This is a genomic window from Rhizobium sp. LCM 4573 (genome assembly GCF_001854865.1).
GTDB lineage: Bacteria > Pseudomonadota > Alphaproteobacteria > Rhizobiales > Rhizobiaceae > Neorhizobium.
In genome coordinates this window covers 67,401-80,752 of sequence record NZ_MDDW01000009.1, presented here as the reverse complement: position 1 = coordinate 80,752, position 13,352 = coordinate 67,401, and the positions used below count along the sequence as shown (strand labels likewise).

Here is a 13,352-nt window from a genome sequence, read left to right as displayed (position 1 = left end):
CTCCAGTCTTGCTCATGCCTCTAGCGGCTGTTTCGCCTCGGCCTCGTCTTCCTTCGGTATTCTGAACCACGCGACGTAGAGCGCGGGCAGGAAGAGGAGTGTCAGAGCCGTGCCCACCACGATACCGCCCATCATCGCGTAAGCCATGGGCCCCCAGAACACTTCCCTGGAAATCGGGATCAGCGCGAGCGTGGCTGCCGCCGCCGTCAACATGATCGGGCGCATGCGATGCTCGGTCGCCTCAATGACGGCCCGCCAAGGGGGAACGCCTTCGCTTCGAAGATGCTCGATCTGAACGACCAGGATAACGGAGTTGCGGATGAGAATGCCGATCAGCGCCAAGACTCCGAGAATCGCGACGAAGCCCATCGGCGCGTTGCTGAGGAGCAGTGCGCATACGACGCCGATCAGCGCCGTCGGAGCAACCGCGAACACCAGGAATAATCGGCTGAAACTCTGCAGCTGGATCATCAGGATCGTCGCCATTGTAAACAGCATCAGCGGAGCGACCGCAACGATTGGTCCTTGCGCATCCGCGCTCGATTCCACAGAGCCGCCGATTTCTACATTGTAGCCGACGGGAAGTCCTTTCTCGAACGCTTCCACCTGCGGCCGAAGCTGTTCGACAATCGTTGCAGGCTGGGTAGGACCGACCACGGCTGCCTTGACGGTGATTGTCGGAATGCGGTCACGCCGCCAGATGGTTGGTTGCTCCAGTTCATAACGGAAGTTGGCGATCGCCGAGAGCGGCACGGACTTGCCGTTTGATCCTGGCAATTGCAGGTTCTGTAAGGTCTCTATCGACCCGCGTTCCGAGGCTGCTGCCCGACCGATCACATCGATCAGGTAGATATTGTCGCGCACCTGCGTCGCCGATGCGCCTTCGACCACGCTGTTGAGGACGGTAGCGATATCTTCCGATGATACGCCAAGCTGGCGCGCCTTGTCCTGCAGCACGTCGATCTTGACGACCCTTGACGGCTCGTTCCAGTCGAAGACCATATTCGAGAGAAGCGGGTGGCCGCCGACAATTCCTGCAAACTGTTGGGAGAGTTCGCGGACCTTTTGGATATCCGGACCGCTGATGCGATACTGAACAGGCTTTCCAACCGGGGGGCCGATGTCCAGCAGCTTTACGAAAGCATCGGTTCCGGGAAACGCCTTGGTGAGATAATCCTGCAGTTCGGCTCTTACCTTGTCGCGAACCTCCAGGCCCTTGGTGACGATGACCGTCTGGCCGAAGGTAACGTCCGGTGTTTGAACATCGAAGGACAGGATGAAGCGAGGCGCGCCTTGTCCCACGTAAGTTGTCCAGTGGTCGATGTTCTGATTGCCCGCCAGCATCTCCTTCTCGAACTGGGCCATCTGCCGGTCGGTCTCGGCGATCGAGCCGTTCTGCGGAAGGTTCCAGTCGACGATCAGTTCCACGCGGTCGGAGGCGGGGAAGAATTGTTGCTGGACGAGGCCGAGGCCGCCGACCGAGGCTGCGAAAACCACGATGGTCAGAACGATCGTCGCCCAACGCCAGCGCATGGCGGTTTTCAGGAGCGAGGAGAATGCGGAAGCGAAGCGCCCTTTCTTCTCGTGGTGTGATTTCATGGTTTTCGGCAGGATCGCCACGCCGAGAAGCGGCGTGAACAAGACCGCGACGATCCAGGATACGATCAGGGAAACGGCGATGACGACGAAAAGCGTGAAGGTGAATTCACCTGCCGCACTGTTGTTGAGGCCGACAGGAATGAAGCCTGCGACCGTCACCAATGTGCCGGTCAGCATCGGAAAGGCGGTCGATGTATAGACATAGGTCGCCGCCTTTCTCAAATCGTCGCCCATTTCGAGACGAGCAACCATCATCTCCACCGCGATCATGGCGTCGTCAACGAGCAGGCCAAGGGCGATGATAAGAGCGCCGAGCGAAATCCGTTGCAGCGAAATGCCGGAATATTCCATGTAAACGAAAGTAATGGCGAGTACGAGCGGGATGGAGATCGCCACCACCATGCCTGCGCGAAGCCCGAGACTGATGAAGCTGATAATGAGGACGATGGCAATCGCCTCGAACAGCGCATGCGTAAATCCGGAAACCGCCTCATCGACCACGGCGGGCTGGTCCGATACGCGGTGCACGTCAACGCCGATGGGAAGATCGGCAACGATCCGCTGCATCTGCGCATCCAGCGCTTCGCCGAATTCAAGCAAGTTGGCACCCGCCTTCATTCCGATGGCAAGTCCGATCGCCGGCTGGCCGTTGAACCGGAAAAGGGATGACGGCGGGTCCACGTAACCCCGCGTGATCGTGGCGATGTCTGTCAGCGGGAAGAAGCGGTCGTTAACTCGCAGATTAATCGCCCTCAGGCTTTCCTCGGAGGTAAATTGCCCGCCGACGCGCAAAGCGATGCGTTCCGGTCCCGCATTGACGAAGCCTGATTGTGTTACCGCGTTCTGAGCTTGCAGGGTTTCGATGACCGATTGACGGTCGATCCCGAGCGCCGCGATCTGACGCGTGGAGAATTCGAGATAGATGGCCTCGTCCTGTGCGCCGATCACATCCACCTTCCCCACATTGTCTACGGTCAATACCTTGGCGCGGGCGTCCTCGATGAGATCACGAAGCTGCCTTTGCGTAAGGCCGTCGCTGGTGAAGGCGTAGATATTTCCGAAGACATCGCCGAAGCGGTCGTTGAAGAAGGGACCGACGACGCCGCTGGGGAATTCGCCCTTGATGTCGGCGATCATGTTGCGAACGCGAGCCCAGGTGGGCTCGACGTCCTTCGCCTTTGTCGTCGGCAGCAGTTCGAGGAAGATGGTCGTTTGCCCGGCGACGGTCTGGCTTCGCGTATAATCGATGGATTCCAGTTCCTCGAGCTTCTTCTCGATACGGTCTGTGACCTGCCTCGTCACTTCCTCCGCGGAGGCTCCCGGCCATTGGGCGTTGATAACCATCGTCTTGATGGTGAAATTGGGATCTTCCTCGCGGCCCAGATTGAGGTACGAGAACAGGCCCGCGAGAATAAAGACGATCATGAAGTACCAGACCAGCGAACGGTGATCGAGGGCCCAGTCGGAGAGGTTGAATTTCTTCACTGGTTGATCTCCTGATCGATCCTGATGGTCTGTCTATCCTTCAATTTATGGACGCCGGCGACGACGATGCGATCTCCCGGAGCGACGCCTTCCGTGACGCGAACCGTACCGCCAGCGACGACCTCTCCGTCGATCCTCACCGCTCGAAGCATTACCTTGCTTGCGTGCGCATCGACGATCCATACGCTCGTGGAGCCTTCCTCTTCCAATATCGCGGAAGCCGGGAGGAGAATCTGGGGTTCGGCCGAGATTGTTGCGGTGGCGGTGATGACAGAGCCCAAGCGGAACGCCGTCGGAGGATCGGTAAGGCTGATCTTGGTTCTGCGCGTGCGCGTCGTCGTCTCGGCCTCAGGTGCGATCTCCCGTACGACGCCGCTTGCGCGAATAGCCGGATCAAGCTGCAGGGTTATCTCGAATGGTGCTCCGGTCTTCAATCGTTCTGCGGCTCCCTGGGGAACATCGACGACGGCATCGCGCTCATCCGGCCGCGCAATTGTTACGATGACCTGGCCGGCAGATACGACCTGGCCAACTTCTGCCGAGGTCGCGGTGACCACACCGTCGAATTCCGCATGCAGTTGAGCGTAGCCCAACTGCTCTTCGGCCTTGTTCAGGTTGGCCTGCGCCTTCGCAAGATTGGCGAGGGCGCTTCTTCGGCCCTGTTCGGCCTCTTCGAGTGCGGCTTCCGTGCCGGAGCGGGCTTGTGCGAGGGTCCGCTGCCGTTGTTCCGTGGTTGTCGCGTTGCGGAGCTGAGCCTGTGCATTGGCCAGGTCGGACTGGGCGCTGCGAACGGCAAGCTCGAGCGCCAGCGGATCGATCGCTGCAACGATGTCCCCCTTCTTCACGAGATCTCCCACGCCAACATTCCGAGCAATGACTCGTCCCAGCGCTCGGAATCCCAATTCGGTTTCAATCTTGGGCTCGATCGTGCCAGTCAGACGAAGCGAGGCGGCAGGTGTCTGCTGGGCGACAATGGAAAGTACGGGGCGGGGGGCTTCCTGCGCCGTTTCCTCCTGCTTCTGGCATGATGCAAGGACCGTCGCTGCGAGCAAGATGGCGACCATTTGGATGCGGGTGCTCAATTTGCGGCCCCCTTTTGGTAAGAAACGATTTCGTTCGGTCTCAGGAACTTGGTGCCCTCCGAGACGACGATGTCTCCCGGAGAAACACCATCTCTGACGGTAAAGCTCCCCGTCTCATATTCGCCGATTTCGACCGCATGCATCGAAATTTTCGAGGTTGCGGCATCCACCACCCAAACTGCAGGCTTTCCACCCTTCGAGGTAATCGCGGACCAGGGAAGCTGGATCATGCTGTGTGGTTCATATCGGAAGGAGCCGRCAATCGGGGCCCCGAGGGGCATGGAGGCGTTGCCGTTCAAGCTAAGCTTCACCCGGACCGTTCCAGTAGAGGGGTCGATCGTAGGCGAGATTTCGCGCACTCCGGCTTCGACTTTCGTGGACGGATCCGACAGCAGGCTGACTGTCACGGAAGGCTCTATCTTGCGCCCCAGAAAGAGCGTCTCGACCACGTCGAAAACGGCGTCGCGGGGGCCGTCATGCGCAAGCGTGAATATGACCTGCGCTGCTTGAGCGACCTGGCCTACCTCCGCATTGCGCGCCGTGATCACGCCGTCGGCATCGGCGCGCAGTTCAGTATAGGAAAGCGCATCGCGGGCGGTTTCCAATTGAGCCTGGGCAGATTTGGYGCTGCCTTGCGCTGTCAGCAGGGCTTCCTGGGCCTGATCGAGCGCGGCGCGGGTGGTAACCTGCGTCTGAAACAGGTTCCGCTGGCGATCGAATGCGAGCTGCGCCTGAATCTGTTGCGCCTCGGCAGCCTCGAGATTAGCCGTTGCAACTTCGAGGTCGGCTTTCTGCTCCTCGGCGTCGATGCGGGCGAGGAGTTGCCCCGCCTTGACGGATGTTCCGACATCCACCAGCCGCTCTATGATCTTGCCGCTTACCCGAAAGGAAAGGTCGCTCTGTACCCGGGCGCGGACTTCACCGGTGAGGACCCCGCCGTCGGTGAGAGGCTGTTTTGTTGCCACGACGACACTCACCTTCCTGGGTGTCGGTTCGGCGGTCTCCTGCTGATCGCTGCACGAAGAAAGTATCGCGGCGCCAGCGAGCCCTGCTGCGACAAGGATGGCTTTCATTGGGTGACCTCTTGCTGTCCCTCGTGACATCTATATAATTGACTGACCTGTTAGTCAATAGAATGTCAGGATCGTCGATCCTGAGCCGGAGAAAACGATGGCCAACACAAAAAGGTTGACCCGCGCGCAGCAGAAAGCATTACGGCCGCTGCAGATCCTTGAGGCGGCCTTCGAGGAGTTCGTAAGGAACGGATATGCGGCGACCAAGGTGGAGGATGTCGCCGATAGGGTCGGCGTCACCAAGGGCACGGTGTATTTTTACTTCGAAACCAAGGAGAAGCTTTTCGAAGGGCTGATCCGACACATTGCGGCGCCATTCAAGGATGTGCTGAAGAGGGCCGATGAATTAACGGGAACACCAGCCGAAAGGCTGCAACAGTTCCTCGAGCTTCTCTACGACCAGATCGTCGAAGATCGGAAGACCCGCGAGCTTCTGCGGTTCGTCATCTCGGAAGGGGCGAGATTTCCCGATCTGATAGATCGGCAGYACCAGGAGTTCATCGACCCCATCACTGCGAAGATCCAGTCTATCTTGGACGAGGGGGTGGTCTCGAAGGAGTTTCGTCAAAGGTCGGCGGTATTCGCCGATGTCACGGTGGCACCCATGTTGGCAATGGCGACAATCCGGCTGATGTTCGATGACCGTCAGCCAATGGATCGAAACGCCTTTCGCGATGAGCACCTGAAACTGGTGCTGGAGGGGCTGACGAGGTGACGATCTACTTCTGTTAGGGCGTTGCTCTTGCCGATATGCGGTCTGTTGTATGTGAGTAAAAAGGTTTCTGGCAATCGGCCGGCATGTTTATTTCCAGTTTACCTTTTTGCAACTCAAGGGTGCCCATGATGAGCTCCGCTGCGAACGGAGGCGCTGGTGTTCCGAGTTATCGAATGTGTTTGGACGCAGCATGATCACCGTGTCGTCGGGTTGGCAGCGGCGATCTGCATCATGGGAAGTCTCGCCTTCTTTCTGGCACTGGAACGTGCGCAGGAATGCAGCGCCGAGCGCCGCGCCTGGTGGCTGGGTATGAGCGGATTGGCGGGCGGCCTCGGCGTCTGGGCCACACATTTTGTTGCGATGCTCGCCTATGACGGGGGCCTCTCGATCAGCTTCGCGCTCCTGCCAACCGTCTTGTCCGCTGGGATCGTCATTTTGGGCTTCTGGGAAGCATTGGGAATTGCACACCGCTTTTCCATTCCATGCATTGCCGCGGCAGGCTTTGTCGCCGCCGCGAGCGTGGGCGTCATGCATTTCACGGGTATGACCGCGGTCCAGGCTCAGGCACATATAGACTATGAGTGGGGAACTATCGCGATCAGCATAGTTGCCACAGCGGCCCTGTTCTCGGCCGCGTTTTACTTGTTTTCTCGACTGTCGGGCAGAAAACGCATCCTGGTGGCCTCGGCGGCTGCGGTTGCCGCCGTCTGCGTCCTGCATTTCACCGCCATGTCGGCAACGACCCTGTCTTTTGATCCAACGCTCCCATCCGTCGTCACCGGCGGAGGGCGTGAATGGCTGATAGGTGCGATCGTTGCCTCCACGATGGCGCTCGTGGTGCTGATCGGGATTTCCACGCTGATAGATCGATATCTGACAGATCTTAAGGGTTTTGCCGGCGCAACGCTCGAAGGCATCCTCATCGTCCGTGACGRCAGTGTTGTGGAAGCAAATGAACGTTTCTCAAAGATGGTAGGACGGGCAGCCGGCGAGATGATTGGCCAGGATCCGGAGACACTATTAGCGGCGGCGGACGGGAAGCCGATCATCGAGGCTCGCGTGAAACCAATCGAATCCGCTCCCCGAAATGGCGATACCGAGCGAACCTTCGAGGTCGCCATCCACGAGATCGAGTATCGTGGACGCCCGTGTCRGATGCTGGCGGTGCGCGACCTCACGGAAATGAAAATTGCTCAGCGCCAGATCGAGCATCTCGCGCGATATGATGGTCTGACAGGCCTGCCCATCGCACTTTGCTGCAGGAACGCCTGGATCATGCCTTGAGGCTGGCGAAGCGAACCGCAGAACCGGTGGCCTTGCTGGCCCTGGATTTGGATCGCTTCAAGGCGGTCAACGATATCTTCGGCCATGCGGAAGGGGATCGCGTACTCAAGTCCGTGGCGCAGATCCTCAACCGTTGTGTCCGCGGGATCGATACGGTGGGCCGGATCGGCGGTGACGAATTCGTGATATTGCAGGTTGGCTCACCTCAACCCGCTGCGGCRCAGGCCCTGGCGCACCGCATCCTGGAAACCTTTCGCGAAGAAATGAACCCGGCGCTTGATCCGGCAGCCGTCGGGGTGAGCATCGGCGTGGCCATGTTTCCGCAAGACGGGACGGATGGGGACAGTCTGCGCAACGCAGCCGATATCGCGCTTTATCGAGCGAAGACGGCAGGCCGTGGCGTTGCCACCTTCTTCGATGCGCAGATGGATATGGAAGCGAGGCAGCGCCGGCAGTTGGAATACGATCTTCGTCACGCAATCACTCGGGGCCAACTGAGCCTCGTCTATCAACCCCTTGTTTCGACCTTGGACGGACGGCCATCTGGCTATGAGGCGCTGCTGCGCTGGCATCATCCTGAACGCGGGGAGGTCCCCCCGGACGAGTTCATCCCAGTCGCCGAGGAGACGGGCGCAATCCTGTCGATCGGCGAATGGGTCCTTCGCCAGGCCTGTCGCGAAGCGGTGACATGGCCCGAACCCTTGAGCCTCGCGGTCAACATATCGGCGGTGCAGTTCCAGGTGGCGACACTGGAGGATATCGTTATTTCTGCGCTCTCAGAATCTGGATTCAAAGCCGAGCGGCTCGAGCTCGAAATCACCGAAACCGCCTTGATGAGGGACCGGAAGGAGACAATTCGGATCCTTCATGCGTTGAAGCGCAGGGGTGTGCGGGTCGTCATGGACGACTTCGGCACCGGTTATTCCTCGCTTAGCAATCTGCAGAGTTTTCCCTTCGACAAGATCAAGATCGATCGCAGCTTTATTCAATCGATGGAAGATGACGAAGCGGCGCGCTCCATTATCCGCGCCATAGTCGGTATCGGGCGCAGCCTGTCTCTGCCCGTCGTCGCGGAAGGCGTCGAGACTGACATGCAGCGCCGCATGGTCGTCGAGGAAGGCTGCCGCCATGCACAGGGTTTCTTCTTCGGCCGTCCCGGCCTGGGGCCGGCCGCCGATGCCGGCAGAGAGTCTCCACCAGAGCAGGCAGCGTGAGTTTTGGACTCAGCCCAAGCAGGCTCCGGCAGGCGTGTTGGCGCCTGTCGGACGGGCTGCGGATTGAAGAGAATCAACAGGAGAGCATGTCTTCGTTGTGCATCATTGGGGCATCAGACCGAGGTAGCTCTCCATCAGCGCGGGGTCATGCGAAAGCTGGGAAGCAGGCCCGGAGCGGCGAATTTCTCCCAGCTCGACCAGATAGCCGTGATCGGCGATCTCAAGAGCGGCGCGTGCGTTCTGCTCGACCAATAGAATCGAGACACCTGTTTTCCGAAGCTCGGAGACGATTTCGAGAATATCGATAACGATCCGCGGCGCAAGGCCCAGGCTCGGCTCGTCGAGTAGCAGCAGCCGCGGCCGGCTCATCAAGGCGCGGGCAAGGGCCAGCATCTGACGTTCACCGCCTGAGAGCGTGCCGGCGAGCTGCTTGCGCCTCTCGGCAAGTCTGGGAAAGCGTTCGTAGAGCATCTGGCGAGTGACCAGGCGTTCCGCTGCAGGGCGTAGAAAGCCGCCGAGCTCGATATTGTCCTCGACCGACATCGTCGCAAACAGTTCGCGTCTTTCGGGAACGAGGCTGAGGCCGGCCGCCACACGTGCCTCGATCGAGGCTGGCATGGGCATACCGTCGTAGAGAATGGTTCCGCTGACCGGGATTACGCCCATGATGGCGTTGAGAAGTGTCGTCTTGCCCGCGCCGTTGGCACCGATTACGGTCACTATGCTGCCCGCGGCCATGGTGAGCGAGATGCCACGAAGAACCTGTGCTCTGCCATAAGCAACACGGATATTTCTCAATTCGAGAAGATCGGCGCTCATGCAGCCACCCCACCCAGATAGGCAGCGATAACGGCCGGGTTCTGCCTCACCTCCGCGGGCCTGCCTTCCGCGATAAGAGTACCGAAGTCGAGCACAACCAGATGGTCTACCAAGCCCATTACAAAGCCCATGTCGTGCTCCACGAGAAGCACGCTGACGCCTTCCTGCTTCAACTTCTTCAGAAGGAGGCAAAGCTCTTGCTTTTCAGCATGGCGAAGGCCTGCGGCCGGCTCATCGAGCAGGAGGACGGTTGGATCAAGGCAGAGCGCACGGGCAATCTCGAGGATGCGGATCTGGCCGAGCGCCAAATCGCCCGCCGGGCGATGCAGATGGGCTGCGAGCCCGACGCGCTCGAGTTGATGTGCCGCTTCGCGGAGAAGGGTTGCCTCCTCCTGCCTTTCGAGGTGGAGGAAGCTCCTGAAGACGCCAGCGTTGCCTCGCAGATGGGCGCCGAGCGCCACGTTCTCCAGAACCGACATGGTGGGCAGAATCTTCGCATGTTGGAACGTACGGGCGATGCCGTGCCTTGCGATGCGGCGAGGGCTCATGCCGGAAAGCTTTTCACCGGCGTAAAAGATGCTGCCGCTCGTCAGCGGCAGCATTCCGGTGATCAGGTTGAAGGTCGTGCTCTTGCCAGCGCCGTTCGGCCCGATCAGCCCGACAATCTGGCCTGACTTGACCTCAAAACTGACGTTGCTGACGGCGACGAGCCCCCCGAATTCCTTGCGGGCCTGGTCAATCCTCAGCAGCGAGGTGCCGTCGGCGGGCATGGCGCGGCGCGGCAGCGATCCGGCGGGGGCGGCAATCTGCCGGTCAGGCCGCTCTGGTGAGAGTTTCCGGACAAGTGGCCAAAGTCCGTCCCGAGAAATTTGCAGGATGGCGACGAGTAGAACACCGAAGACAATCATCTCGAAATTCGCTGCTGAGCCGATCAGTTCAGGCAGATAGCGCTGGAGAATTTCCTTGAGAAGCAGGACGATGCCCGCACCGAAGATCGCGCCCCAAATCTGTCCTGCCCCGCCCACAACTGCCATCAACAGGTACTCGATGCCCATGTTGAGGCCGAAAGGGGTCGGATTCACCGAGCGCTGCATATGGGCGTAAAGCCAGCCGGAGAGCGCAGCAACGATGCCCGCCAGGACGAAGACGGTGAGCTTAGCGCGCACAATGTCGACGCCAAAAGCTTCTGCTGCCTGCCCACCGCCACGTAGCGCTCGGATGCCGCGGCCGATGCGTGAATCGAGCAGGTTGCGAGCGCCGAGCGCAGTCGCGATGACGAAGAACCAGATAACGTAATAGATCGACTTGCCGCTGAGGAAGCGGTAGCCGGCGAATTCAAGCGGAGGAATTCCTGATATCCCGTCAAAACGGCCGATCAGTTCGATCTGGCCGAAGAGATAATAAAGGGCGAGCCCCCAGGCGATCGTGCCGAGGGGCAGGAAGTGGCCGGAGAGTCGAACCGTGATTAGGCCGAGCGGCAGGGCGAGAAGGGCGCCGATGAGGAGCGACAGCGGCAGGGTTATCCATGGCGAAAATCCGTAGGCCGTGGTCAGCACTGCTGTTGTATAGGCTCCGAAGCCGCAAAAGGCAGCCTGCCCGAACGATGTCAGACCACCCACACCCGTCAGCAGTACCAGCCCGATTGCCACCAGCGAAGCAAGCCCGATATTGTTGAGGAGTGTGATCCAGAAGGGTGGCACCGACAGCAGAGGCACCACTGCGAGGAAGAGGATTGCAAGTAAACCGGGAAACGCCTTTCTCAGATTATCCGTCATCGCTTACTCTTCCTCGTGCTGGCCTACGCCGAGCGACAGCCAGATCAATACGGGGATGATGAGCCCAAACACGATGATCTCCTTGTAGCTGCTGAAAAAAAAGGAAGTGAAGGATTCGATGATTCCGACACCGATCGCTGCGATTGCGGTTATGGGGAAGCTTGAAAGGCCGCCTATGATCGCGGCGACGAACCCTTTCAGTCCGATCAGAAAACCGGTGTCGTAGTAGATCGTGGTGATCGGCCCGATCAGTACGCCCGAAACCGCGCCGATGGTCGCTGCCAGGACGAAAGCCGTCACGCCGGTGAACTGTGTCGGCACCCCGATAAGCCGAGCGCCTAACCGGTTGACGGCCGTTGCCCGAAGAGCCTTGCCCGGCAATGTCTTCTCGAAGAAGAGATAGAGCCCGACGATGATGGCTATTGTGGCAGCGTAGATCCATAGGCTCTGGGCCGTCACGAGTAGGGGGCCAAGCGCATAATTGCCGGTGGAGAGCGGACGGGCGCGAAGTCCCTCGGCACCGAAGAACGCTAGGCCGAGCCCCATCATGGCAAGATGAACGCCGACAGAGGCGATCAGCAATACCAGTACGGAAGCATCCGCAAGCGGCCGATAGGCCACGCGATAGACGTAAAGTCCCATCGGGGCGATGATGACGATGGTCAACAAGGCCTTGGCGAGGGAGGGTAGCCCGAGAGGGATGAGCAACAGTGCCGCGATATAGATTGCCGCCGGCAGGACGAGATCGATCATGGCGCTACGCAGCGCCCTTGCACCGGTCATTTCGCGCCGCATCGCCCAGAGATCGACAAGAAAGCTGAATAGGCCGAAACAGACGAGAAGCGAGGCCGTTGCCGGCATGCGTCCGCCGTCGAGGACCGCCAGGGTTAAGGCCCCATAGGCCACGAATTCGCCCTGGGGAATGAAGATGACGCGGGTCACCGAAAAGACGAGGACCAGTGCGAGCCCGAGAAGCGCATAGATTGCACCACTGGTAAGGCCGTCCTGGATTAGGAAGGTCGCGATCGTTGCGTCCAATGGTAGTCCCCCGGCTGGCTGGAGCTTCAATCAGTTCCCGGTCTAGAAGATCCGGTTCGCAGGCGCTTTGCTTTGGTGGCCCTACTCGATTAGCTCGAACTTCCCGTCTTTTGCCGTCAGCAGCACCACGGCGCGCTCGTCAAGGCCGAGATGGTCTTCCGCCGTGTACTCGAAGACACCCTGGCTGGCGGGGAAGGGGCCGCCGGTTTCGATCGCCTCGCGAAGCGCATCGCGGAATTCCGATGTGCCGGGTTTGGCTTTTTCCAGTGCCACCGGCACTGCCCTCTTCAGGATCGCCATGGCGTCATGAATGTGAGCCCCGAACTGCGTGCGGGTGCCCGCCCCAAACTTGGCTTCGTATGCCGTCACATAGTCCATGCCGTCCTTCTTGGTCTCGGCGGTATCGGCCTGCGCCTCGGCGACCATAACTGGTCCGGAAGCGAATACGGTGTTGTCGGCGGATGCGCCGGCGATCCTGAGGAAATCGAAGGTCACCGCGCCGTGGGTCTGGTAGATGGTGCCCGTGAAGCCCCGCTCGCGAAGCCCGAGTTGCGGCAGCGCGGCGCCCGTTCCGGAAGCGCCGATAAGAACGGCGTCGGGCTGCGCGGCCACGATCTTGAGTACCTGTCCGGAGACGGAAGTATCGGGGCGCGCGTAGCGCTCGTCGGCGACCATTTCGAGACCGTATTCAGCGCCGATCGCCTTGTACTGGTTGACCCAGAGATCGCCATAGGAGTCGGAAAAGCCRATATAGCCGAAAGTCTTCGCTCCATCAGCCTTCATTTTCGCGAAAAGCGTCCTGGCGACAAGGCTTGCATCCTGCGGCAGTATGAAGGTCCATTTTCCCTTGGAAATGTTCGGTGGAACGGGTGAGGCCGAAAAATGCGGGGTGCTGGTCTCTGYCGCGACACCCGCGACTGCGATGGATGCAGGTGTAAGCGCCGATCCAACAATCACATCCACCTTGTCGTCGCTGACGAACCGCCGGGCATTGGTGGTGGCGGTCGAGGGGTCTCCGGCGTCGTCAAGCACAATCACCTTCAACTTCTCGCCCGCTATCTCCGCGGGCCAGAGCTCGACCGAATTCTTCAGAGGAATGCCGAGCGCCGCACCCGGGCCGGTTGACGACACCGTGACCCCGATGGTCATATCGGCCGACGCCGGGTTCGTAAAAAGCGTGAAGGCAAGCGTTGCCGCCGTCCAGTTAACGATGTGGTTCGTCATGTTCTTCCTCCCTTAGGCCTCAAAGGCCAACCTCCCATTACCGA

At 59.9% G+C, this 13,352-nt stretch carries 8 protein-coding genes and 1 pseudogene; 2 read left to right on the top strand and 7 right to left on the bottom strand.

What is annotated here, in order from left to right:
- Positions 1 to 12: 12 nt before the first annotated feature.
- Genes LCM4573_RS15255 through LCM4573_RS15245 form a run of 3 tightly spaced genes read right to left on the bottom strand, consistent with a single transcriptional unit; the run spans position 13 to position 5,239 of the window.
- Entirely contained in the window at positions 13 to 3,084 is a 3,072-nt protein-coding gene (locus LCM4573_RS15255) for an efflux RND transporter permease subunit (RefSeq protein ID WP_071007245.1), read from the bottom strand.
- Complete coding sequence (locus tag LCM4573_RS15250) at positions 3,081 to 4,148, bottom strand: efflux RND transporter periplasmic adaptor subunit (protein WP_407071738.1); 1,068 nt, start codon at positions 4,146 to 4,148, stop codon at positions 3,081 to 3,083. Before LCM4573_RS15250 ends, LCM4573_RS15255 begins: the two co-directional genes overlap by 4 nt.
- A 14-nt stretch (positions 4,149 to 4,162) precedes the next feature.
- Positions 4,163 to 5,239 (bottom strand): efflux RND transporter periplasmic adaptor subunit, encoded by a 1,077-nt coding sequence (locus LCM4573_RS15245; RefSeq protein WP_071007243.1) that lies wholly within the window; start codon positions 5,237 to 5,239, stop codon positions 4,163 to 4,165.
- A gap of 97 nt (positions 5,240 to 5,336) precedes the next feature.
- On the opposite strand from LCM4573_RS15245, the gene LCM4573_RS15240 reads away from it, so the two are divergent.
- Complete coding sequence (locus tag LCM4573_RS15240) at positions 5,337 to 5,954, top strand: TetR/AcrR family transcriptional regulator (RefSeq protein WP_071007242.1); 618 nt, start codon at positions 5,337 to 5,339, stop codon at positions 5,952 to 5,954.
- Positions 5,955 to 6,110: 156 nt separating this feature from the next.
- Positions 6,111 to 8,452: pseudogene (locus tag LCM4573_RS28930) on the top strand (EAL domain-containing protein).
- A gap of 102 nt (positions 8,453 to 8,554) precedes the next feature.
- Here the strand turns inward: LCM4573_RS28930 and LCM4573_RS15230 are convergent.
- The 4 genes from LCM4573_RS15230 to LCM4573_RS15215 form a co-directional block, all read right to left on the bottom strand.
- Positions 8,555 to 9,271, bottom strand: a complete 717-nt coding sequence (locus LCM4573_RS15230; protein WP_071007241.1) for an ABC transporter ATP-binding protein — start codon at positions 9,269 to 9,271, stop codon at positions 8,555 to 8,557.
- Positions 9,268 to 11,046, bottom strand: a complete 1,779-nt coding sequence (locus LCM4573_RS15225; protein ID WP_071007240.1) for an ABC transporter permease subunit — start codon at positions 11,044 to 11,046, stop codon at positions 9,268 to 9,270. Before LCM4573_RS15225 ends, LCM4573_RS15230 begins: the two co-directional genes overlap by 4 nt.
- Before the next feature lie 3 nt (positions 11,047 to 11,049).
- Positions 11,050 to 12,084 (bottom strand): branched-chain amino acid ABC transporter permease, encoded by a 1,035-nt coding sequence (locus tag LCM4573_RS15220; protein ID WP_071007239.1) that lies wholly within the window; start codon positions 12,082 to 12,084, stop codon positions 11,050 to 11,052.
- An 81-nt stretch (positions 12,085 to 12,165) separates the two neighbouring features.
- Positions 12,166 to 13,308: an ABC transporter substrate-binding protein gene (locus LCM4573_RS15215; RefSeq protein WP_071007238.1), complete on the bottom strand. Its 1,143-nt coding sequence runs from the start codon at positions 13,306 to 13,308 to the stop codon at positions 12,166 to 12,168.
- Positions 13,309 to 13,352: the final 44 nt, after the last annotated feature.